The organism is Microbacterium sp. KR10-403, from assembly GCF_040196215.1.
GTDB lineage: Bacteria > Actinomycetota > Actinomycetes > Actinomycetales > Microbacteriaceae > Microbacterium.
Map to the genome: position 1 here is coordinate 207,776 of NZ_JBEGDC010000001.1, position 21,956 is coordinate 229,731.

The window sequence follows — 21,956 nt, forward strand, 5'->3', positions numbered from 1 at the left end:
AAGTTGTAGATGCAACTACATGGGCAAACCTCGTTGTAGCTGCATCTATTCCCGTCGGCCAGAATAGACTCGGATGCCATGGCATACCAGGTCCCCCGCATGAGCGAGGACGAGTCGCGCGCGTGGCTCTCGCTCGTCTGGACGGCCGAGCTGCTGCCCGCCGCACTCGACGCCCAGCTGCAGGCCGAGGCCGGCATGACGCACTTCGAGTTCATGGTGCTCACCACGTTGCAACAGGCCAAGGGATCGTCGCTGCGCACGAAGGATCTCGCCGCCGCCGTGAATGCGACCATGCCGCGCCTGTCGCGCGTGGTCGGCAAGCTCGCCGAGCGGGGACTGGTCGAGCGCCTCGGCGGCGACGCCGACGGCCGCGTCATCCACGTGCACCTCACTTCGGCCGGGCGCCGGGCGCTGGTCCGCGCACTGCCCGGTCACCTCGCGCTCGTGCGCCGGCTCGTCATCGACCGCCTCGACCCCGCACAGCTGCGGGCGCTGCCCGACATCCTCGAGCCCCTCGTCGAACGGATCGACCCGCAGCAGCGCACCGGCTTCGCCGCACTGCCGCGCGCCGCCGAGGGGTGACGCGCAGCGGCGCACGCGCCCGACTGAGCCCTGACGCGCGGCGGCGCGCGCGCCCCGCCGAAGTGTGACGCGCCCCCTCCGCACGCGCGCGGCCCGCGGCATCCCGTCGCAAATTAGTTGTAGACATCAATGATTGACACTGCCTATAATCCGGAGCATGGTCAGTGTCGCCCTTCCCCGCACGATCTTCGATGAGTCCCACGACGCCTTTCGTGACGTCGTGCGGCAGTTCGTCGCACGCGAGGTCGTGCCGCACCGGGAGGAGTGGGATGCCGCGCACCGCGTCGACCGCTCGCTCTTCCGCAAGGCGGCCGAGACGGGTCTGCTCGGCGTGACCGCGCCAGAGCGGTTCGGCGGCGGCGGTGTCGACGACTTCCGCTTCCACGCGATCGTGACCGAGGAGTTCGCCCGCGTCGGCGCCACGGCCGAGTCGATGTCGATCGGCGGTGAGAACGACCTCATCGCCCCGTACTTCATCGCGTTCGGCACCGACGAGCAGAACGAGCGGTGGCTGGCGCCCATGCTCGCGGGCGAGAAGGTCGGCGCGATCGCCCTCACCGAGCCCGGCACCGGGTCAGATCTCGCCGCCCTCACGACGACCGCCCGCCCGGACGGCGACGAGTTCGTCGTGAGCGGTGCGAAGACGTTCATCTCCAACGGGTTGCTCGCCGACTTCGTCATCGCCGCGGTGCGCACCGACCCCGAGGCCGGTCACGACGGCATCAGCCTGCTGGTCATCGACACCGACACGCCCGGTTTCGACCGCAACGGACCGCTGCACAAGGTGGGCCTGGATGCGCAGGACACCGCCGAGCTCTTCTTCACCGACGTGCGGGTGCCGCGGGCGAACGTGCTCGGCGGCGAGGGCAAGGGGTGGAGGCACATGCGCCACAACCTGCCCATCGAGCGGATGAGCATCGCCATCACGTCGATGGCCCGCATGCGCGCGACCTTCGAGCAGGCGCTCGCCTATGCGACCGAGCGGCAGGCGTTCGGCCAGCGCATCGTCGATTTCCAGGCCAACCGGTTCTACCTCGCCGAGCTCGCGACCGAGATCGAGGTCACGCAGACCTTCGTCGATCGCTGCATTCTGGATGCCGCCGAGCACCGCCTCGACGAGGTCACCGCCGCGATGGCCAAGTGGTGGACGACCGAGCTGCACCAGCGCGTCATCCAGCGCGCGGTGCAGCTGCACGGCGGGTACGGGTTCATGCGCGAGTTCCCCGTCGCGCGCGACTACCTCGACTCGCGGGTCGCGACGATCTTCGGCGGCACGACCGAGATCATGAAGGAGATCATCGGGCGGCGCCTGGCGCGCTGACCGGCTACAGCCTCAGCGGCCGAGCCTCAGCGCCCGAGCAGCTCCCCCGCGTCGGCGCCCGGCAGCGCGAGCGTGACCTGCGTGCCCCACGGGTCGGCCACGACGACCGAGCGGCCGTCGTCGGCGAACGGCAGCTTGCGCTCGCTCAGCCGCGCCACCAGAGCGTCGAGATCGTCGCGGGCAGGCACCGTGATCGCGACATCCCCGAGCCCCAGGCTCGCGGCGCGCGGGCCGGCGCCGGCGCTGTTCCAGGTGTTCATCGCGATGTGGTGGTGGTAGCCGCCGGCCGACGCGAACAGTGCGCCCGGATAGCTTCCGACCGTCGTCTCGAACCCGAGCGCGTCGACGTAGAACGCCCGCGCGGTCGGTACGTCGCCCACCTGCAGGTGCACGTGCCCGACCTTGCCGGGCGCCTCGCCGACCCCCGCGAAGACCTCCTCGGTCAGGTGCGTGTTCAGGTAGGCGTTCGGGTCGAGGTACAGCGTCGACATGCGCACCTGGCCGTCGGCGTCGTACGTCCACTGCGACCGGTCGCGGTCGGTGTACAGCTCGACGCCGTTGCCCTCGGGGTCGGTGAAGTAGAAGGCCTCGCTGACCAGGTGGTCGCTCGAGCCGGTGAAGCGGCTGCGGGGATCCTGCGCGGCCCGCAGCACCGTGGCGGCCAGCGTCGGCGCGTCGTCGAACAGGAACGCCGTGTGGAACAGCCCCGCCTGCCGCGGGTCGACCGCGGGCAGGTCGGGCGTCGCGATGAGCCGCACCATCGGCACGGTGCCGCGTCCGAGCACACGGTGCACCTCGCGGCCGCGGGTGCGCTCTTCGATGGGGGTGAGCGCGAGGGCGCTCTCGTAGTACGACGACATCAGATCGAGGTCGCCGACGCGCAGGGTGACGGCATCCATCCCCGTCGCCGGGTCGAGGATGCCGTCGGGTGCGGTGACGGTGTGCGTCTGGATCATTGCTTCCTCCGTGATCAAGCTTAGTTGCATGTACAACCACTTGCGGGTCGGATCCATTCCCGACTGGCGCGAGGCACCCGCGATCGGCAAGGCTGGTCCCCGATGAGGGACTGGACCGACACCGCCGACGCGTACGCGCGCTCCTTCGCCCGCCTCTGCGCGGGCACCGTGCCGCACATCCTCGATCGGGCGCCCACAACCGGTCGCGCCCTCGATGCCGGAACCGGCACGGGCACGGTCGCGGCGGCGCTCGCGGAGTCCGGCTGGAACGTGGAGGGGGTGGATGCCGCAACCGACATGGTCCGGCACGCCCGCGCCGCGCACCCCGGGGTGACGTTCACAGCGGCGTCTCTGCCCGATCTCCCGTTCGCGAGCGGCCGCTTCGACCTCACCGTCGCGAACTTCGTCGTCAACCATGTGCCGAAGCCGCGCGCTGCCGTCGTCGAGCTCGCGCGCGTCACCGCGCCGGGCGGGTGCGTCATCGTGACGATCTGGCCGAGCGCGCCGATCAGTCCGATGAATGCCCTGTGGAACGAGGTGATGGCGCGCGCGGGCGCGACGCCACCGGGCGGACAGCGGCTGCCCGCAGCCGACGACTTCGCCCGCACCCCCGACGGGTTGCCGTCGCTGCTGACCGAGGGAGGGCTGGTGGATGCCGCGGCCGCCGAGATCTCGTGGGACTTCGTCATCCCCGCCGACGATCTCTGGCGCGGCGTCGAAGCAGGCATCGCGACGGTCGGGACGGCCTATCGCGCGCAGGACGAGGAAGGCCGGGCCGCGATGCGACAGGCCTTCGACGAGCTGTCGGGCGGCGGCATCCTGACCCTGCCTTCGACGGCGATCATCGCGACGGCGACCCGGCGCTGAGACTGTCGGCACCCGCCCCTAGACTCGCGTCATGTCGTTCGGCACGCTCGATACCCCCGTGGGCACGCTCGGCGTCACCGGCGACGGCGGCGCGATCATCCGCGTGACGTGGGTGCGCGGCGCGGTCGAGCAAGACGTCGACGGGCTCGTGGCCGAGGCGCTGAACCAGCTCGAGGCGTACTTCGCCGGTGAGCTGCGCCGGTTCGACGTGCCGTTCGACCTCGGTGAGCAGGCCGAGTCCACGCGTGCCGTGCTGACCACCCTGTACGACACGGTCGGGTACGGCGACTCGATCACCTACGGGCAGCTGGCCGAGCGCAGCGGCACCGACATCCCGGCCCGCGGCATCGGCGCGATCATGGGCGCGAATCCGGTGCCGATCATCGTGCCGTGTCATCGGGTGCTCGCCAGCGACGGGCTCGGCGGCTATTCGGGCGGAGCGCCCGGCGAGGGGCTTCTCACCAAGCGCCGGCTGCTCGAGTTCGAGGGCGCTCTGCCCGCGCCGCTGTTCTGAGATCGAGGAGCTGACGTGGGCCGATCGACCTCGCCACAGGCGCTGAGCGAGGCCGATCGCCGCACTGTCGCGGCATGGGCGGCCGACTGCGCCGGGCATGTACTCGCCCTGTTCGAGGCGGAAGCACCCGATGACGCACGCGCACGAGACGCGATTGCGCGGGCGCGGGCGTTCGCGCGGGGCGAGCTCGACGCGGCCGGGGAGATCCGTCGGCGGTTCGTCGCGGGGCGGGCGGCCGCGTCGGCGCAGACTCCGGCCGGAGTCGCCGCGGCCCGCGCCGCCGCGCAGGCATCGGGCGTCGCGCACATGGGCGCGCACGCACTGGGGGCCGCGGCGTACGCGGCGAAGGCCGCGGGACTCGCGGTGGGCAAACCCGATGCCACCGACGCCGAGGTCGCGTGGCAGCTCGCGCAGCTGTCGCCGGAGGCGCGCGCGGCGCTGCGTCAGCTTCCGCCGCTCGGCGAGAACAGTTCAGGGCCGCTCGGGGCGGGGCTCCTGGCCTCGGGCGTGCTGGGCGAGGTGATCCGCCGCATTCAGGCGTGCCTGTAATCGGCCCTACTGCGGATGTGGTGCCTCATCGTTCGGTGCGCCACCATCGATCGCCGCACGCCGGAACTCCTGGAACGATGTGAATAGCCCGCCGAGTGCGGCCGCCAGCTCCTGCGGTGAGCCGACCCACGCAGTGTCCTTCGCATCGGGGACCGCTGCCGCTCTGTGGTTGCCCGCCGGGACCACATAGAGCGGGCCGCCCTGATGGTTCACGATCAGCATCCGTCCTGCGACGCACAGCTCATAGATGAACACGCACTCAGCGTCGGACAGAGTGGCATGACCGATGGAGGCCGTGACGGGTGCTGCCTGATCGAGGGGATCGAGCCGCAGATCGCTCCACGAGCCATCGAACGCCAGCGGATTCGCCGCGGTGTCGAAGAGAGCCCCCGTGTCTTGCACCCTACGGATATGAAGCCCGTGCGTCTTCAGAAACTTAGCGAGTCCCTCGCGATCCGCGTCGAGAATCCTGTCGTCACCCACACGGAAGAAGCTCAGCGAAAAGCCCATCTCACGCAGCACCTCCTTCACAACGGCGCCGAGAGCCCGCTCGGTCGGGGCGGGTCGGTGCGAGACGGATGACGGCGCGCTCAGTTCTCGCCGACACGGTACTTGAAGCCGACGTGCGAGTCGACGAAGCCGAGCCGCGTGTAGAAGCGATGGGCGTCGGTCCGCGCGGCATCCGAGGTGAGCTGCACCAGGTCGGAGCCGGTCGCCCGGGCTGCGGCATCCATCACCCAGCGCATCATCGCGCCGCCGATACCGGTGGAACGTCGATCGCCGGCCACGCGCACGGCCTCGACGAGCAGGCGTGTGCTGCCGCGACGAGCGAGTCCCGGAATGACGGTGAGCTGAAGCATCCCGACGACACGGCCGTCGTCTTCTGCGACGACGAGGTCGTTGGAAGGGTCCGCAATGACCCGCTCCAGGCCGCGTGCGTACGCAGGCTCATCGTCGGCGGTGTTCACGTCACCGCGGGAGGCGCTGATCGGGTCATCTGAGAGCAACCGCATGAGGGCCCGCAGGTCGTCGATGCACGCACGGCGGATCGTGACGCCTCCGGTGCGAACGATCAGCTCAACAGGCAGGGAGAGGCTCTCGATCACGCTGACCATCCTCACACGGCGGGAAGACGAGCCGGTGCCGGCTCGGATCGGCCCCGGCTTACGATGAAACGCGTGACGAGCACGATCGAACGGGTCGGCGTGGTGGGCGCCGGCGCCATGGGTGGAATGTACGCGGCGCACTTCGCGAAGGCCGGTTTCGACGTGCGATTCGTCGCTCGCGGCGAGCGCGCCGCGCGGCTGCGCGATGCCCAGCTGGTCGTCAACGGCGAGCCGGTGCACGCGGACGTGATCGACGCCGACGCCCCCGAGGACTGGGCCGCCGACCTGCTGCTCTTCGCCGTGAAGGACGGCCAGCTCGACGCGGCCCTCGACGATGCGGCGTCCACCGCCTCCCCCTCGACGATCGTGCTGTCGGTGCTCAACGGCCTCGACTCGGAGGAGCGCATCGCCGAGCGCTTGGGCGACGGGGCGACCGTGCTGCTGTGCGTCGCGCTCGCGATGGACGCCGAGCGCATCGACGGCGAGATCCGCTATCGGCAGGCGGGGAAACTCGTCTTCGGACGGCCGCACAACGACGAGATCTCACCGGAGGTGCAGGCTGTGCAAGAGACTCTCACCCGTGCCGGACTCGCGTGGGAGACACCGGTCGACATGCGCCACCGGCTGTGGTGGAAGTTCATGGTCAACGTGGGTATCAATCAGGCCTCGGCCGTGCTCGATGCGCCGTACGGTGACTTCCAGCACGATGGCGACGCCCGCGCGCTGATGTCGGCGCTGGTCGACGAGGTCGTCGCCGTCGCGAACGCGGAGGGCGTCGCGCTCGGTCTCGAGGACGTCGAGGCGTGGCACCGTGTGCTGGCCGGGCAGCCCGTCGACGGCCGCACCTCGATGCACCAGGACGTCCGCGCGGGCCGGCCCACCGAGGTCGACTCGTTCGGAGGCCGGGTCGTCGCGCTGGGCCTGGCCCACGGCATCCCGACCCCGTTCAATCAGGCGATGGTCTGGATCCTGCGGGCGCGGGCGCGGGATGCCGCAGCCTGACGCCCACCGCGCTGCAGAGGCGAGAGCTCGCCTCAGCGCGCGAGTACGCGCCGCACGAACTCTCCCGGACGCATGATGAGGCGGCCATGCCACTGCGGACCGAGGTCGAGCAGGTCATGGTCACTCGTGACGATCAGCAGCGCATCGACCGCCGCATCCTTTGCGAGAGCGACGATCTGATTGTCCTCGTGATCGCGAATTCCGTGGTCGCGCTCTTCGGGTTCGATGACGGCGCCGCCCGAGAACTCGCACATCTCCACGATCGCCGATACGAATGCCTCGACCGTCGACTCACTCTGGCCCGCCATCCGCATCACGCGCACCACGTTGCGCACGATGTGCGGCGATGTGAAGAGCCGAAACCGTCCGGCGAAGGCGAGCGCGACGGCATCGGCTGCGGCGTTGTCGGTCGTCGGCGGCACCTCCGGCAGGAGGGGCCAGCTGCCATCGTCGCCGAGGATGTAGTCGAGATAGACGTTGACGTCGAAGACGACGCCGACCGTCGGGTCGATCACTGCGCGGTGGAGTCGCGGATGAGCTGCAGCACCTCGTCCGTCGAGTACCGACGGCCGCCGCGCTCGGCGCGGGCGCGATCACGCAGTTCGTGCATACGCTCCAGACGCAGCCGCCCCTGGTAGTCGCGCACCGCCAACCGAAGGAACTCGCTGCGATTGCCGTGGCCGAAGTGTTCGACCACCTCGTCCAGTGCCGGCCGAAGCTCATCGGAAACCGCGATGCCCACCGTCTTCGCAGCCATGTCCCCTCCAACTTGCTTATGCGTAATCAACATGCTCAGTCTACCTTCTCCATGGTCCAGACGGGCCGCCGAGCCGAAAGGAACTGCGGGGTCATCATCTCCGGCATGACACTGAGCTTGCCGAGCAAGATCCGGAAGTGGGGACGTTGCTCGTCGATCTGTGGACAACTCACGACAGCCTCCGACCTGGGGAGCTCACATCCTGGCCGGTGGCCGGGCGCGCACCCTCGGCTTCGGCATCGCGACGCAGCTGTGCTTCATGGTGCCGCTGGGCGCGATCATCACGATGCCCGCGGCGGTCGCCGGGTCGACGATCCTGGCCCGCGCACTCACCGAGCGCGTGACCGTCGACTGATCACGGCAGGGTCAGCGAAAACCGTCGGGAAGTGTGTGGCCCGAACCGGCGTCGGGTGCGTCGTTCTCGAGCGGAGGGTCGGGCGGCAGCCCCAGGCTGCGCCGACGGCGGCGTTCGGCGTAGGCCGGGAACCCGATCGCGACCAGCACGAGGAACAGCGTCATCGCGGCCCACAGGAAGACGCGGCACACCCACAGCACGACCGGCCCCAGCACGAAGCCCGCACCGGGCACGTCGAACCCCGCGATGTACCCGAGCTTGTCCATCGTGCTGATCGGGATGTCGGCGGTCACACCGGCCGTGCCGATCGCCGCGATTGCGATCAGCGGGACGAACGCCGCCAACAGCGCCCACGTTGTCCTGCCGCGACGGCTCGGCTGCTTCCTCAGGCCGACGAGCATGCCCACCGCGGCGCTCAAGAACACCGAGACGCCCGTGCCGATGAGCGCACCGATCATCCAGCCCATCGCGACGGTGAACGCCAGCGGCAGATAGATGAGGATCCCGAAGAGGATGGCGGTGAGCGGATCGTTCTCCTGCGTCATAGCGACCATCACGCAGAGCACGGCGCCGCCCGAAAGCCCTGCGACCAGGCTGCCCCACAACCAATCACCGAGCGGGCTGAACGCGGCCTCCGCACCCTTCGCGGCATCCTCCGCCGACAGCGTGCGCGTGGGGTCGAGGCGTTCCGCGTAGCCCTCGTACAACGAGAAGAAACGGCTGCCGCTGACGGCGCCCGAGATGGCCGCCGGCCCCGCGAGCAGCACGACGGTCATGTACGTCGACGCGTCGGTCACCTCGCCGGTGAAGAGCGGCCCGCCGGTGAACAGCGGCGCCAGCAGACCCACGACGGGGACGAGCAGACCGAGCCAGACGGCGACGCGCCGATGGGTGTCCCAAGGCTGCCGTCTGCGTCTCGCCGTCTTCCCCACCTCAGGGACGCTACCCCACGCCGCCGGGGTCGCACTTCCTTTGACGCGAAGAGACGGTCAATGGATGCCGCGCCCTGGCGCCCCGCGCAGAGTGGTCGTGATTCCGCGCCGCCCGCCGGCATGGCGTGATTGTGCGTCTACCCTGCGTCGGCGAAGAGCGGCCGGAACCGCGGAGTGGACGCGATCGCATGTCTCCACGTCACCTGAGGCGATTCTGCGTCCACTCCGCGGCCGCCGAGCCGCTCGACCTCAGCTCAGGACGAGCTCACGCTCCCGTTCGTCGGCGTCCTCGGGTTCGGCGGCCGACCCCGCCGACCCATCCGACTCATCCGACTTCTCCGACTCATCGCCGACTGAACCCTCATCGACCGCCGCGGGCGTAGAGCCCCCACCCGCCGGCGCCGGCGCCGCCAGGTCGCCGAAGTCGTGCTCGGTGCGCACCCGCTTGAGCGCGTCGATGATGAAGACTACGACCAGCGACACGAGGCCCCACAGTCCCAGCACCTGCAGGTTGTGGGCGACGGTGTCTCCGTCGAAGTAGACGATCGAGCGGATGATCTCCACCGCCGCCGGCATCGGCAGGTAGTCGTGCATCGTGCGGAACCAGTCGGGCGCCATGTACATCGAGAACGCCCCGTTCGATGAGGGCACCCCCAGGAACATCAGGATTCCGACGGCCGGGATGATCGCGAGCATTCCGATCAGCCTCTCGAAGACCATCGCGAACATCGCGACACAGAAGATCGTGACCGCACCCGCACCCCACAGCGGCCAGAAGTGCCCGTCGACCGAACCGGTGATCGGGTCGGCGATCACCCACAGCACCGCCGACATGAACATGGCGTAGACCGCGGTGAGCGGCAGCATCGTGCGCAGCGGGCGTGTGAAGGGGGCCGCGTTGGCCGCGACGATGACCACCATGAAGCCGGCGAGCATCCACCCCATCGCGAGGTACATCGTCACGAGACCCTGGCTGTCGCGATCGGGCAGCGGTGCGAGGTCATCGATCGTCAGCGTCATCTCCTGGGCCGCCGCGACCTGCGTGAACACGCGGTCGGCGACCTGGTACGCGCTCGGGCTGCCCGCCTGGTTCGCGATCAGTGTGAACTCGGGGCTCGCCTGCGACGGCAGCACGAAAGCGGCGACCAGCTCGCGGTTCTCGACGAGCGTGCGCACATCGTCGGTCTCGGCGGCCGAGTAGGCGGTGAAGTCGAACATGTCGCCCATGCTCTTCTCGAGCCCGACGATCGTCTCGTGCGCCTGCTCGGTGGTCGCACCGATGACGGCGACCGGCATGTCTTTCGGCGACGGCTGGTGCATCGCACCGAGCATCGTGGTGAGCATCATCGTGACCATCGCGAGCGGGAAGAACAGCAGCGTGGCATACCGCCAGAACTTGCCCTTCGGCCGACGTCCGCCGTGCAGTGAGGCGACGTTCACGTCGGTGGGGACGCCTTCGGGATGCCGGTGGCCGCGCAGTCTGTCCCAGATCGCCGTCGCGCCGAGCCCGGCGACCGCGCCGATCGCCAGCACCAGCAGGTGTCCGACCACCCCGGCGGCGCCGAAGTACAGCACCGAGCGCATCGACTCGCCGATCGCCGCCATCGGCAGGATCTCGTGCAGGAAGCGGTAGAAACCGGGCATCGAATAGATCGACAGGCTCATGTTGGATGCCGGCATACCGAGCACCATGAGGAAGAGGATGCCGGCGATCACCCCCATCGACCCGAACAATCGGGTGAGGAACAGCTGCACGCTGCCTATCGCGAACACCCCCAACCAGGCGATCGCGGCCACGGCGAGGTAGTGCTCACCGGCGACGATCCCGAGGATCGGCCCGGTCACGAGCCACGCGATACCGGCGATGAGTGCCGACCACCCGGCCAGCAGCGGGACAATGCGGCGGAACTTCAGCAGCTCGGGCGAGTTCGTGCGCAGCACGCTGAACGGCAGGTACCCGGCCATCACCAGGGCCGTCGCCAGGAACACCGCGCCCAGACCCGAGGGGTCGCCCTCGGGAAGCGGGGCGAGGTCCGTCGTCTCCAGCGTCAGGTTCTGCCCGATGATCACCGGGGTGACCAGCGACGTGACCGTCGTCACCTGTGAGACTCCGGCACCCGACGCGGTGTAGAGGGTCGCCGTGTCGCCGTCGATGACGACGGCGGCCGATGCCTCGCGGGCGGTGACCCTGTCACGCGCGTCCAGCGGGCTGTCGACGACCTCGACGGCGAGGGCGTCGCCGGCTGAGTCCGACAGCTCGTCCGCAAAGGCGGCGGCCGAGGTTCCGGCCACGGCGACGGGCATGTCGCGCACCGTCGGCGAGTGCATGGTGCCGAGGTAGCCGACGATCATCATGCCCACGAGGATCAGCGGCATGAGGAAGATCGCCCCCATACGCCCGATCTTCTCGGCTTTCGCACGCTTCGCGGCCTTGGCCGCGGCATCCACCCCCGGCTTCTCGTCGGTCGCGGTGTCGGCCGCCGGCGCGACGGAGTCGGTTTCACGAGCCTCTTTGCGGGAGAGAGGAGGGGGTACAGCGGTCACGTTTCGCGCTCCTGATGTGATGATGAGTTCCAGTGATCGCCATTGATCGAACGAGAACTATAATTTAAGCCACGCGTCTTAGATTCCGGGAACTCACAATCGGAGTCTCGGTGGATTCACATTTTCGGAGGCCCGATGGGACAGCACAGCGACCGCGTGCGCGCGCAGCTGATGGATGCCGCTGAAGAGCTGTTCGCCCTGCACGGCATCGACGCGGTCTCGAACCGGCAGATCGCTGAGCGCGCGGGCAATGCGAACCACTCCGCGATCGCGTACCACTTCGGCAGCCGCGACGACCTGATCCGTGCGCTGATGGCCCGCCACAACGCCCCGATGACCGAGCGCCGCCGCGAGTTGCTCGACGAGCTCAGCGCCGAGCCGACGGTGTACGACATCGTGCGCTGCCGACTGCTCCCCTTCATCGAGGTGCTCGACTCGTTGCCGCGGCCGAGCTATCGCGCGCAGTTCCTCATCCAGCTGAGGTCGGTGCCGTCGGCCGACGCGATCATCCGCGACTCCGTCGAGAGCCAGGCGCTCACACGCGACATCGAGGCGATGTTCGATCGGGTCGACACCGTCTCGAGGAACGTCCTGCGGGCACGGTCGGGGATCGTCGGGCACCTCGTGCTCGGTGTCGCCGCCGACTTCGAAGCGCGCCGCAACGCCGGCGACGAGCAGGGTGACTGGCTGGACGTCGGTTATTTCCTCATCGATGCGGCGAGCGGGATGCTGTCGGCACCGGTCACCCGCCCGACCGATGTCTCGGGGTTCACGGAGAATCCGCGCCTGGTCTGAGCGGCGCGGCGATCGCCAAGATCGCGGTGACGTTGCGCACTACCGGGGTGCCGCGCGCGATGTGAGCGCGGGGATGACCACCCGGTCGATAAGCTCGACCACCTCGGCCTGCGTTAGAGTGCGCCGTTGCGACGTCAACGTCTGGAAGGCCACCGCGGGCACGATGGTCGCGATGAGGTCGACCGGCGCGTCGACCGCGAGGTCGCCGCGTTCGATCGCACGCGCCATGACCCGGTGGAGCACGTCCACCGGCGGGCGCCCGACCGACTCGTACGCCGCGGCCCGCAGCGCCGAGGCGTCCTGCGCCTCGAGCAGCACGTTCGCGAGCACGCGCGCGGCACGGTCGTCGCGACCGGAGTAGTGCCCGACCGCGACGAGCAGGTCGCCGCGAAGGGTTCCGGTGTCGGGCACGTCGGGCGCGAGGTACAGCCGCCGCACCGCGGCGACGACGAGTTCGGTCTTGCCCGCCCACCGGCGGTAGATCGCGGCTTTGCCGCAGCCGGCGGCGGCGGCCACGGCGTCCACCGTCATCGCCGACGGCCCCTTCTCGGCGAGCAGATCTGCCGTCGCGTCGAGGATGGCGGCGTCGACCTCGGGGTCGCGCGGGCGCCCCACAGGCGATGCGGTGGTCATGGAGACACTTTACATTTCGAAACCGAGGAGTACCGTATGTGTTTACGGAACTAAGGAGTTTCGTAATAGAACGGGAGGTCATCATGACCGGAACATCCTCTTCGCAACTGGCCGGGGTCGCGTCGACCTCCGCCCCGCGCTCCCTCGGCTATCGCATCGGCGTGCTCACCGCCGCGGTGATCGCCGCCGTCGCGGTGAACGCGGGGATCGCCGCCCTCGCCGTCGCGGCCGGAGCGCCGGCACACTTCGCGCCGCTCACCCTGCCCGTGTTCGCGGGGTGCACCGTCGTGCCGATGGTGGTCGGCTGGTTCGCCTGGCGCGCGGTGTCGCGGCGCGTGCGCGATCCGCGGCGAACGATGCCGCAGATCGCCCTCGGGGTGCTCATCGTGTCGTTCGTCCCCGACGTTCTGCTGCTGGTCACGGGGTTCATCCCCGGCGCCACGCTCGTCGGCGTCATCTCGCTGATGGCGATGCACATCGTCGTGATGGGCGTCGCCGTGGTCGGGTACAGGCTCGCCGAGCGACGGTGAGGGCGGGCGGGATGCCGCGGGCCGGCGCATCCCCCGCCGCGCTCCGAGCGCAGCGAGGTGTCTGCGCGTTGGACGGGCGACGCGTCAGCCGGTCCGTGCGATCGTCGGACATTTCGCCGTAGGCGCGAACGCCTCGCGCCGCCGACAGCATCCCGCCGATCGACGTGCGGTGCAGGCCCCTCCTACTGGAAGTCCCCCGCCGGCGCCATGTCGGCGAAGCGGGAGAAGTGGCCTTGGAACGCGATCTCGATCGTCGCGGTCGGACCGTTACGGTGCTTGGCCACGATCAGGTCAGCCTCGCCCGGGCGGGTGTCTTTGTCGTACACCGAGTCGCGGTGCAGCAGGATGACCATGTCGGCGTCCTGCTCGATCGATCCCGATTCACGCAGGTCTGACACCTGGGGCTTCTTGTCCTGCCGCTGCTCGGAGCCACGGTTCAGCTGCGACAGCGCGATCACCGGCACCTGCAGTTCTTTCGCAAGCAGCTTGAGCGCGCGCGAGAACTCGCTGACCTCTTGCTGACGCGACTCGACGCGCTTGCCGCTCGACATCAGCTGCAGGTAGTCGATGACGACCATCTTGAGGCCGACCCGCTGCTTGAGCCGCCGGCACTTCGCGCGGATTTCGACGAGCGTCATGTTCGGGCTGTCGTCGATGTACAGCGGCGCGTCGTTGATGCGCCCGCGGGTGGCGGCCACGGTCGTCCAGTCGCGCTGGTCGAGCATGCCCTTGCGCAGGTTCTGCAGCGGAATCGCACCCTCTGCCGACAGCAGACGCATCGCGATCTCGCTGCGCCCCATCTCGAGCGAGAAGAAGATCGCCGGCATGTTGTGTTTGATGGCCGCGGCCCGTGCGAAATCGAGCGCGAGCGTCGACTTACCCATCGCGGGACGCGCCGCGACGACGATCATCTGCCCGCCGTGCAGGCCGTTGGTCAGCTCGTCGAGCTCGTGGAACCCGGTCGGCACACCGGTCATCTGCCCGTCGCGACCCTTGGCCGCCTCGATCTCGTCGACCGCGGCATCCACCGCCACCGTCAGGGGCACGTAGTCTTCGGACGCCTCCGCACCGGTCACGCCGTAGATCTCGGCCTGCGCGGTGTTGACGAGGTCGAGCGCCTCGCCCTGCCCCGAATAGCCCATCTGCACGATGCGCGTGCCGGCCTCGACGAGGCGCCGCAGCAGCGCGCGCTCGGAGACGATCGACGCGTAGTAGCCGGCGTTGGCCGCGGTCGGCACGATCGAGGTGAGCGTGTGCAGGTAGTCGGCGCCGCCGGCGCGCTGCAGGTCACCGGTCTTGATCAGTTCGTCGGTAACGGTGATGACGTCGGTCGGCTCGCCGTGCGAATAGAGGGTGAGGATCGCGTCGAAGATGAGCTCGTGCTTGGGCACGTAGAAGTCTGTGCCCCGCAGGCTCTCGATGACGTCGGCGACGGCATCCTTCGACAGCAGCATGCCGCCCAGCGCGCTCTGCTCGGCCAGGAGGTCGTGCGGAGGGGTCCGCTCCGGTTCGCGATGCCCGCCCAGCCGCTCGTCGGAGATGTCCGCAATCGTCACGACGTCAGTCCTCCAAAGTGTGTCAGGCATGGTCTCGGGCGCACCGAGCACCGTTCGGGGATGACGACGATGGATGCCGCAACCGCCCTGCCATCAAGCACATCACGAGCCCCCGACATCGCTGTCCGCGGCGCCGTACCCTCCCCCGAGCGGGTCAGAGACCCACGCTAGAGACGCACGTCGACGGGTGCAAGCCAGCCTGTGGATAACTATGTGGAGAGTTTGCGGAGAACGCCGACCGTCCTGTGTACAGACCCTGTGGAGAACATCTGTGTAATTCGCCGATTCCATCTTTTTTTCACCTCCTGACCTGGGAAAGGCAAATTCACAGACTGTGGATGGATCTGTCCTTGAAGTGCGGGTTTAAAGTTCCGGGCGTGTCGCGAGTTATGCACAGTCGAGCGTTTTGTGCAAGTCCTCGAGACTCGTCTCCGAACGGTTGGCGGATATCCGCCACCATGGGTCTCTCAGCCTGGATCGCTAAAATCCCCTGGGGTGCTGCGTCAGGGCAGTCACACCACTGGGGCCATCGTGGCGGGCTGGGGCCGCCGCACCTTCGACTCCCGGGCCCATCCGGCCCGTAACAGGAACCGCGCATGCCCGATACGACGATCATCGCCACCATCAGCGTCGACGGCTCGGCGACCCTGCAGACCGCTGACAGCACCGAGACCGTCCCGACCACCCGGAGCGAAGACGCCCGCCGCGAGATCGTCGTGCGCGCGGCCCAGCACGCCGCCCAGGGCGGCGCCCCGGTGCGGGTGCTGGTGACGGAGCCCGACGGCGCCTCACGCCTCGTCGTGGCCGCCGACGGCTCAGTGACCGACGCCGAAGAGGCCGCGGCGGCCCCGAGCGCTCCTGTCGCGAGCGCGACACCGGCGTCGGAGGACGGGGATGCCGCGGCCCCGGCCGCGACGCCGGCGATGGCTGACAGGGATGCCGCTGTCCCGGCCGCGACGTCGCTCCCGGCCGCGCAGCCCGTCGCGCAGCGCACGGCGCCGCCCGCGGCATCCACTCGTCCTTCCACCCGTCGCGAGGAGCGCCCGTCGTTCCTCAAGCACGAGCAGGCCGAGCAGCCCGCGACCAAAGGATGGCGCGGTGCGCTCACGCGCATGGGCATGCGCGTGCCGCCGAACGCCCACGAGCGCGCGGAGCGCGAGGACCTGCACGCCGTGTCGCAGCACTGGGCCGGTCCCCGCACGATCGCCGTCGTCAACGGCAAGGGCGGTGCCGGCAAGACCCCGACGACCATCAACCTCGCCGCGGTGTTCGCCCGCAACGGCGGCGCGGGCGTGCTCGCGTGGGACAACAACCAGACCCGGGGAACCCTCGGCTGGCGCACCGAGCAGGGGCCTCACGAGTCCACTCTGCTCGAGCTGCTGCCGCAGACCGGCATGCTACTGGGCACCGGCGCGCAGTCGGCCGACCTCGCGCGCTACGTGCACCATCAGACCGCCGACAAGTACGACGTGCTGCGGTCGAAGCCCGCCGTGCTCGCCAACGAGCAGCGCATCACCGCCGACGACGTCTCGCGCATCCACTCCGTGGCCGCGAAGTACTACCGGCTCATCGTCATCGACTCGGGCAACGACGAGACCGACCCGCTCTGGCTGCAGATGATCGACCACGCCGACCAGCTCGTCGTCGCGACCACGACCCGCGACGACCACGCCGAGGCCGGCGCGCTCCTGCTGGAGGCCCTCGCCGATCGCGACGAGCGCTCAGCCGCCCTCGCACGCGGAGCCGTGGCCGTTGTGACCCAGGCCGATCCGAAGGCGACGGATGCCGACATCCGGCACGTCGCGGACGGGTTCGGCGCCCTCGCCCGCGAGGTCGTCACGATCCCGTTCGACCCGGCCCTCGTCGACGGCGTCATCACATTCGACGCGCTGCGTGATGCGACGCAGCGGGCTTGGCTGGCCGCCGCGGCCGCGATCGCCCGCGGGCTGTAGGCCGCGGCATCCACCCCCACCCCCACCCCGACGCGAAGAGGCCGCCGACCCGAAGGTCGACGGCCTCTCACAGCGTGTCGCTACTTGGCGGCGACCACCTGCAGCGTGATGACGGCGGTCAGGTCGTCGCGCAGACGGACCGTCGCCTCGTGCTCACCGACGGCCTTGATGGGCGAGGTGATGTGGATGCGGCGCTTGTCGAGCTCGCCGATGCCGGCGGCCTTGACGGCCTCCGCGATGTCGACGGTCTTGACCGAACCGAACAGGCGCCCCTCGGCACCGGCCTTGACGGCCAGGCGCACCTTGGTGCCCTCGATCGCGTCCTTCAGGGCCACGGCCTCTTCGTGGTCGTGGATGGCGCGCGCGTCGCGGGCGGCGCGGATGGACGCCACCTGCTTCTCGCCGCCACGGCTCCACGTGACCGCGAAGCCCTGCGGGATGAGGTAGTTGCGGGCGTACCCGTTCTTGACCTCGACCACGTCACCGGCGCTACCCAGCCCGGCGACCTCGTTCGTGAGAATCAGCTTTGCCATGGGTAGCTCCTTAGCGGCCGGCGCCGGCGTAGGGCAGGAGCGCCATCTCGCGCGCGTTCTTGATCGCGCGGGCGATGAGGCGCTGCTCCTGCACGGAGACACCGGTGATACGACGGGCGCGGATCTTTCCACGCTCCGAGATGAACTTGCGAAGGGTGGCGACGTCCTTGTAGTCAATGACGCCGACACGGATGTGCTTCGCGGGAGCGGCGTTCTTCGCGCCCTTCCGCGGCTTGCGGCGGTCGCCGCTCGACTTTCCAGCCATGTTGTTTCCTTAGATCAGATGAGAAGTGGATGCCTCGGCCCCGGCATTCCGGCGCGGCACTACGCGCCCGCGAGCCGGACCGGCATCAGAACGGGGTGTCGTCGCCGTAGGACCCGGGGGTCGACCACGCGTCGGCGCCACCGGACGAACCGGGGGTCGACCAGGGCTCTTCCGAGACCTGCTGCTGCTGACGCGGGACACCGCCACCGGCACCGCCCGACGAGGCCGCGCGCGTGACCTGGGCGGTCGCGTAGCGCAGCGAGGGGCCGATCTCGTCGACCTCCAGCTCGATCGCGGTGCGGTTGTTGCCGTCGCGGTCCTGGTACGAGCGCTGCTTGAGACGCCCGGTGGCCACGACACGCGAGCCCTTGGTCAGCGAACCGGCCACGTGCTCGGCGAAGTCACGCCACACGCTCGCGCGGAGGAACAGCGCTTCGCCGTCCTTCCACTCGTTCGCCTGGCGATCGAACGTGCGCGGCGTCGACGCGATCGTGAAGTTCGCGACGGGCAGGCCGGACTGCGTGTAGCGCAGCTCGGGGTCTGCCGTGAGGTTTCCCACGACGGTGATGATCGTCTCGCCGGCCATGGTGCTTACGCCTTCGCCCCGGCGGTGGCCTTGCGAGCAGCCTTGGCGTCGCTGCGGACCTTCTCGGCGGCGACCTGGGCGATCGCCTCCTCGGCACGCAGGACCTTGGTGCGCATGACGAGCTCGTTCAGCTTGAGCTGACGGTCGAGCTCCTGCGTCGCCTCGCTGGTCGCGGTGAAGTCGACGACGGCGTAGATGCCCTCGTTCTTCTTCTGGATCTCGTACGCCAAACGGCGACGGCCCCAGATGTCCACGTTGTCGATCGTTCCCTTGGCGTCGGTGATGACCTTGAGGAACTTGTCCAGGTGCGTCGAGACCTGGCGCTCATCGATCTCAGGGTTCAGAATGACCATGAGTTCGTACTGGTGCGTCACTTACCCACCTCCTTCGGACTAGAACGGCTCGCGGGCATTTCCCACGAGCAGGAGGGTGTGTTACGCGTCGCCTGGAGTGACGGGCACACCAGACAACCTTGACAGTCTATCGGATGCCGCCACCCGCGTCGAACTCGAGCGAGGGCTCGTCGGCCACCGACAGCGAGAGCACCGCCGTCTCGACGATCTCCTGCGCCTCGAGCTGCCGTTCCAGGTCACGCAGCCGCAGGGCCACATCGTGCTCCCGCGCGTCGCCGGCCAGATCGACCTCGGCCACGACGAACAGCCGGTTCGGCCCGACGTACTCCAGGTGCAGGTAGGTGACCCGCTCGATCTCCGGGTCCTCGAGCAGCGCGAGGCCCGCACGCGCACGCACCCCGGGCGCAACACTCGTGCCGATGAGGAAGGCCACGTTGCGGCGGATCAGCATGACCGCCACGATCGCCAGCAGGATCCCCACGAGGATCGACCCGACGGCATCCCACATCGCCTCACCGGTCAGCTGATGGATCAGGATCGAGCCGCCCGCCAGGACGAGGCCGATCAGGGCCGCGGCATCCTCGAAGAACACCGCCCGCAGCGTGGTGTCGCTGGTGTCGAGCACGAAGTCCCAGGTCGATGAACCCCGCTGGTGCGCGAGGCGACGCGATTTCACGAACGCCTGCAGGAACGACGATCCTTCGAGCACGAACGCGATGCCCAGCACGATGTAGGCGATCACCGGGTCTTCGACCGGCTCGTTCGCGTCCAGCTCCTGGATGCCGTGCATCACCGACACGATCGCGCCCGCGGTGAAGATGCCGAATGCGGCGATCAGCGACCACACGAAGGCACTGCGCCCGTAGCCGAGGGGATGGCGCTCGTCCTTGGGCTTGGCCGAGTGCCGGTCGGCGATGAGCAGGAACACCTCGTTGCCGGCATCCGCCCACGAGTGCGCCGCCTCGGCGACCATCGACGCCGACGAGGTGAGGGCGGCCGCGACCGTCTTGGCGATCGCGACGAGGACGTTGGCGAGGAACGCGATGATCACCGTCACGCCGAAAGGCTACGCCCGAGCGTGCCCGCTACGGTGGTCGGATGGAGTGGACGGCGGATGTCGCGGCCGGCGACTGGCTGCGCGAACGGCTCGACGACACCTGGGCGCACACGATGCACAGTGTCGTGCCGCGCGGGTTCGAGGCCTATGCGCGGGTGTTCCACCCGGTGACGCGCGAGCGGCCGGAGGGGCGCGCGTGGCCGCCCCTGCCGTTCGATGCGCACAAGCGGGAGTGGGACGCCTTCCAGTCGGCGGAGCCGTCGATCATCGCCGAGCCGGCCACCTGGGCGCAGACGGCGGCGGCGATGGGCACCACCATGCATCCGCTTGCGCAGTGGACGCATCTCGTGGCGCCGGGCGTCATCATCGAGAACGAGGACTTCCCGCGGGATCGTGACGGCTGGCGCTACATCGACCCGGAGCAGGGAGCGCTCGATCCGCAGCCGCTGGCGGCGCTGGCGAGGCTGCTCGCCGCCGCGACGACGACGCCGGATGCCGGGGGCACGGCGGTCTGGGAGGGCTGGGGCGACCTCGTCGGCGCGATGGTCGATGCGCCGGTGCGCGGATTCTTCGGGCAGAGCCCGGGCATGCCGCGCCGCTACGCGGAGTACACGCCGGAGGAGACACCCCACGAGTCGGTGCTGTACCGGTCGATCAAGGACGTCTTCAACAATCCGTTCCGCAAGGCGACCTGGCGGCCCGGCATCCTGTCCGACGAGATCTCGCGCGGGCCGCGCCTCGAGCTTCCCGACCGGTCGTACGTGCTGTTCCGCGCGGGGGTGTCGACCTTCACCGATCCCGACTGGATCCTGAACGCGCCGTGGCGCGACCGTGCGAGCGAGGAGCACGGCTTCGCCCCGTCGGCACACGCACCCAACCTCGTCTGGCCCGACGACCGCGCATGGGTCATGGTCGGCGAGATCGACTTCGACTCGACGATCGTGGCGGGCCCAGCCGAGCTGGTCGCGGCGATCGTCGCCGATCCGGCGCTGGAGGCGGCATCCATCCCCGCCGATTCCGACCTCTCCTGGGATGCCGACGAGGTGAACCGATGACCCTTCCCTTCGACGCCCGTGCGCTGACCGAACCGGTCGACAAGAAGGCCGCCCGCGCCTTCTGGAAAAGTGTGCGGCCCGCGGGATCGAATGTCGGCCGCGTGATCGGCATCGCGTTCATCGCGGTGTTCCTCGTGTTCTTCGTCGGCGTCGCCGGCCAGGTGTTCGGCGCGTTCTTCTCGATCGGGGCGAGCGTCGGCGGCGGATTCGGGGCCGCGTTCTTCATCGTGCCCCTCGTGTTCGCGGTGATCGTGGTGATCGGCATCGTCGCCGTGGTGCGCAGCATCGTCGGCGCAGGGGCGGCTGTCACCGCCTTTCGGCTCGACCGGTTCGCCCGCGCGAACGGCATGGCGTACGACGTCGGAGTCGCCGACCCGTCGCTGCCCGGGATGATCTTCCAGCGCGGGCACGACCGCCGGTCGTCGAGCCTCGTCCGCGGGCAGCGGCCGCGCTTCGTCGAGTTCGGCAACTACCTCTACAAGACCGGATCGGGCAAGAACGAGTCGACGCATCGTTGGGGATACGTCGCGATCAAGCTCGACGCGCCGCTGCCGAACATCGTGCTCGACGCCAAGAGCAACAACGGCCTGTTCGGCTCGAACCTGCCGACATCGCTCGCCCGCGGCCAGCGGCTGTCGCTCGAGGGCGACTTCGACGCGCATTTCACGCTGTACTGCCCGACCGGGTACGAGCAGGACGCCCTGTACCTCTTCACCCCCGACATCATGGCGCGGTTCATCGACCACGCCGCCGCGCTCGACGTCGAGATCGTCGACGACTGGCTGTTCCTCTATGCGCAGCGCGATCTGTCGACGCTCGACCCGGCGACCTGGCAGTGGCTGTTCGCGACGGTGGGGGCGATCCTCGACAAGATGGCGCAGTGGGCGCGCTGGCGCGATGATCGTCTGGCTCGGGACGCCGCGGGCCCGGCGGCCGGCACGGTCAGCGCGGGCGCGGCCGGCGCGTCGGAGGCCGGAACCATCGGGACCGGCGCCGGGCCGCAGCATCCCTTCGTCTCCGGATCGCCCCTTCTGACGCCGCCGCCTCCGGGAGTCGCACCCCAGGGTCGACGCCTGCGCCCGGGGGTGCCGGTCGCGGGCATCGTGGTGATGCTCGTGATCGTGGTGGGCTGGTTCTTCACCTTCGTGCGCTGACC

At 69.3% G+C, this 21,956-nt stretch carries 26 protein-coding genes; 12 read left to right on the top strand and 14 right to left on the bottom strand.

Annotated features, from left to right (window positions below; translation table 11 throughout):
* Nucleotides 1-78 precede the first annotated feature (78 nt).
* Nucleotides 79-582, top strand: coding sequence for a MarR family winged helix-turn-helix transcriptional regulator (locus ABMQ42_RS01030; protein WP_349720761.1), 504 nt, complete (start codon nt 79-81; stop codon nt 580-582).
* A gap of 157 nt (nt 583-739) precedes the next feature.
* The gene (locus ABMQ42_RS01035) at nt 740-1,903 is read left to right on the top strand and encodes an acyl-CoA dehydrogenase family protein (RefSeq protein ID WP_349720762.1); all 1,164 of its coding nucleotides are present in this window, start codon (nt 740-742) and stop codon (nt 1,901-1,903) included.
* 26 nt (nt 1,904-1,929) lie between these two features.
* On the opposite strand, the gene ABMQ42_RS01040 is transcribed toward ABMQ42_RS01035, so the two are convergent.
* Nucleotides 1,930-2,859, bottom strand: coding sequence for a VOC family protein (locus ABMQ42_RS01040; protein WP_349720764.1), 930 nt, complete (start codon nt 2,857-2,859; stop codon nt 1,930-1,932).
* 102 nt (nt 2,860-2,961) lie between these two features.
* Here ABMQ42_RS01040 and ABMQ42_RS01045 point away from each other — a divergent pair, with 102 nt between their 5' ends.
* From ABMQ42_RS01045 to ABMQ42_RS01055, 3 genes are read left to right on the top strand one after another with little or no spacing between them, the layout of a single operon-like run.
* Nucleotides 2,962-3,726 (top strand): class I SAM-dependent methyltransferase, encoded by a 765-nt coding sequence (locus tag ABMQ42_RS01045; RefSeq protein ID WP_349720765.1) that lies wholly within the window; start codon nt 2,962-2,964, stop codon nt 3,724-3,726.
* A 31-nt stretch (nt 3,727-3,757) separates the two neighbouring features.
* Nucleotides 3,758-4,240 carry a methylated-DNA--[protein]-cysteine S-methyltransferase gene (locus tag ABMQ42_RS01050; protein WP_349720766.1) on the top strand — a complete coding sequence of 161 codons (483 nt, stop codon included), beginning with the start codon at nt 3,758-3,760 and terminating at the stop codon, nt 4,238-4,240.
* 15 nt (nt 4,241-4,255) lie between these two features.
* Nucleotides 4,256-4,789 (top strand): putative immunity protein, encoded by a 534-nt coding sequence (locus ABMQ42_RS01055; protein WP_349720767.1) that lies wholly within the window; start codon nt 4,256-4,258, stop codon nt 4,787-4,789.
* Nucleotides 4,790-4,795: 6 nt separating this feature from the next.
* Here ABMQ42_RS01055 and ABMQ42_RS01060 read toward each other — a convergent pair whose 3' ends face one another.
* Both ABMQ42_RS01060 and ABMQ42_RS01065 read right to left on the bottom strand, forming a co-directional pair.
* Nucleotides 4,796-5,320: a hypothetical protein gene (locus tag ABMQ42_RS01060; protein ID WP_349720768.1), complete on the bottom strand. Its 525-nt coding sequence runs from the start codon at nt 5,318-5,320 to the stop codon at nt 4,796-4,798.
* Nucleotides 5,321-5,379: 59 nt separating this feature from the next.
* Nucleotides 5,380-5,895, bottom strand: a complete 516-nt coding sequence (locus tag ABMQ42_RS01065; protein WP_349720769.1) for a GNAT family N-acetyltransferase — start codon at nt 5,893-5,895, stop codon at nt 5,380-5,382.
* Nucleotides 5,896-5,967: 72 nt separating this feature from the next.
* Between ABMQ42_RS01065 and ABMQ42_RS01070 the strand changes: the two genes are divergently transcribed.
* Nucleotides 5,968-6,897 (top strand): ketopantoate reductase family protein, encoded by a 930-nt coding sequence (locus tag ABMQ42_RS01070; RefSeq protein ID WP_349720771.1) that lies wholly within the window; start codon nt 5,968-5,970, stop codon nt 6,895-6,897.
* Between the two features lie 32 nt (nt 6,898-6,929).
* Here the strand turns inward: ABMQ42_RS01070 and ABMQ42_RS01075 are convergent, their stop codons facing one another.
* Both ABMQ42_RS01075 and ABMQ42_RS01080 read right to left on the bottom strand, forming a co-directional pair.
* Nucleotides 6,930-7,412: a PIN domain-containing protein gene (locus tag ABMQ42_RS01075; protein ID WP_349720772.1), complete on the bottom strand. Its 483-nt coding sequence runs from the start codon at nt 7,410-7,412 to the stop codon at nt 6,930-6,932.
* A complete protein-coding gene (locus ABMQ42_RS01080; protein ID WP_349720773.1) occupies nt 7,409-7,654 on the bottom strand; it encodes a ribbon-helix-helix domain-containing protein in 246 nt (81 codons plus the stop codon). The genes ABMQ42_RS01075 and ABMQ42_RS01080 overlap by 4 nt, the downstream gene beginning before the upstream one ends.
* Before the next feature lie 160 nt (nt 7,655-7,814).
* Here ABMQ42_RS01080 and ABMQ42_RS01085 point away from each other — a divergent pair, with 160 nt between their 5' ends.
* A complete protein-coding gene (locus ABMQ42_RS01085; protein WP_349720774.1) occupies nt 7,815-8,009 on the top strand; it encodes a hypothetical protein in 195 nt (64 codons plus the stop codon).
* 11 nt (nt 8,010-8,020) lie between these two features.
* Here the strand turns inward: ABMQ42_RS01085 and ABMQ42_RS01090 are convergent, their stop codons facing one another.
* Both ABMQ42_RS01090 and ABMQ42_RS01095 read right to left on the bottom strand, forming a co-directional pair.
* The gene (locus ABMQ42_RS01090; protein ID WP_349720776.1) at nt 8,021-8,941 is read right to left on the bottom strand and encodes a hypothetical protein; all 921 of its coding nucleotides are present in this window, start codon (nt 8,939-8,941) and stop codon (nt 8,021-8,023) included.
* A gap of 249 nt (nt 8,942-9,190) precedes the next feature.
* Nucleotides 9,191-11,485 carry an ABC transporter permease gene (locus ABMQ42_RS01095; RefSeq protein ID WP_349720777.1) on the bottom strand — a complete coding sequence of 765 codons (2,295 nt, stop codon included), beginning with the start codon at nt 11,483-11,485 and terminating at the stop codon, nt 9,191-9,193.
* Nucleotides 11,486-11,620: 135 nt separating this feature from the next.
* Between ABMQ42_RS01095 and ABMQ42_RS01100 the strand changes: the two genes are divergently transcribed.
* The gene (locus ABMQ42_RS01100) at nt 11,621-12,280 is read left to right on the top strand and encodes a TetR/AcrR family transcriptional regulator (protein WP_349720778.1); all 660 of its coding nucleotides are present in this window, start codon (nt 11,621-11,623) and stop codon (nt 12,278-12,280) included.
* 39 nt (nt 12,281-12,319) lie between these two features.
* On the opposite strand, the gene ABMQ42_RS01105 is transcribed toward ABMQ42_RS01100, so the two are convergent.
* A complete protein-coding gene (locus ABMQ42_RS01105; protein WP_349720779.1) occupies nt 12,320-12,913 on the bottom strand; it encodes a TetR-like C-terminal domain-containing protein in 594 nt (197 codons plus the stop codon).
* 83 nt (nt 12,914-12,996) lie between these two features.
* Here ABMQ42_RS01105 and ABMQ42_RS01110 point away from each other — a divergent pair, with 83 nt between their 5' ends.
* Entirely contained in the window at nt 12,997-13,443 is a 447-nt protein-coding gene (locus ABMQ42_RS01110) for a DUF6069 family protein (RefSeq protein ID WP_349720781.1), read from the top strand.
* A 182-nt stretch (nt 13,444-13,625) separates the two neighbouring features.
* Here the strand turns inward: ABMQ42_RS01110 and dnaB are convergent, their stop codons facing one another.
* Nucleotides 13,626-14,999 (bottom strand): replicative DNA helicase, encoded by a 1,374-nt coding sequence (dnaB, locus tag ABMQ42_RS01115; RefSeq protein ID WP_349720783.1) that lies wholly within the window; start codon nt 14,997-14,999, stop codon nt 13,626-13,628.
* A 596-nt stretch (nt 15,000-15,595) separates the two neighbouring features.
* Here dnaB and ABMQ42_RS01120 point away from each other — a divergent pair.
* Entirely contained in the window at nt 15,596-16,951 is a 1,356-nt protein-coding gene (locus tag ABMQ42_RS01120; protein ID WP_349720785.1) for a MinD/ParA family ATP-binding protein, read from the top strand.
* An 80-nt stretch (nt 16,952-17,031) separates the two neighbouring features.
* Here the strand turns inward: ABMQ42_RS01120 and rplI are convergent, their stop codons facing one another.
* The 5 genes from rplI to ABMQ42_RS01145 all read right to left on the bottom strand — a co-directional run bounded on the left by rplI (nt 17,032) and on the right by ABMQ42_RS01145 (nt 19,745).
* Nucleotides 17,032-17,484, bottom strand: coding sequence for a 50S ribosomal protein L9 (rplI, locus tag ABMQ42_RS01125; RefSeq protein WP_349720787.1), 453 nt, complete (start codon nt 17,482-17,484; stop codon nt 17,032-17,034).
* Between the two features lie 10 nt (nt 17,485-17,494).
* Entirely contained in the window at nt 17,495-17,749 is a 255-nt protein-coding gene (rpsR, locus tag ABMQ42_RS01130) for a 30S ribosomal protein S18 (protein ID WP_129387465.1), read from the bottom strand.
* A gap of 85 nt (nt 17,750-17,834) precedes the next feature.
* Nucleotides 17,835-18,335, bottom strand: a complete 501-nt coding sequence (locus ABMQ42_RS01135; protein WP_349720788.1) for a single-stranded DNA-binding protein — start codon at nt 18,333-18,335, stop codon at nt 17,835-17,837.
* A 5-nt stretch (nt 18,336-18,340) separates the two neighbouring features.
* Complete coding sequence (gene rpsF, locus ABMQ42_RS01140; RefSeq protein WP_349720789.1) at nt 18,341-18,709, bottom strand: 30S ribosomal protein S6; 369 nt, start codon at nt 18,707-18,709, stop codon at nt 18,341-18,343.
* A gap of 106 nt (nt 18,710-18,815) precedes the next feature.
* Entirely contained in the window at nt 18,816-19,745 is a 930-nt protein-coding gene (locus tag ABMQ42_RS01145; protein WP_349720790.1) for a cation diffusion facilitator family transporter, read from the bottom strand.
* Nucleotides 19,746-19,786: 41 nt separating this feature from the next.
* On the opposite strand from ABMQ42_RS01145, the gene ABMQ42_RS01150 reads away from it, so the two are divergent.
* Nucleotides 19,787-20,800: a hypothetical protein gene (locus ABMQ42_RS01150; protein WP_349720791.1), complete on the top strand. Its 1,014-nt coding sequence runs from the start codon at nt 19,787-19,789 to the stop codon at nt 20,798-20,800.
* Nucleotides 20,797-21,954: a hypothetical protein gene (locus ABMQ42_RS01155; protein ID WP_349720792.1), complete on the top strand. Its 1,158-nt coding sequence runs from the start codon at nt 20,797-20,799 to the stop codon at nt 21,952-21,954. The genes ABMQ42_RS01150 and ABMQ42_RS01155 overlap by 4 nt, the downstream gene beginning before the upstream one ends.
* Nucleotides 21,955-21,956 lie beyond the last annotated feature (2 nt).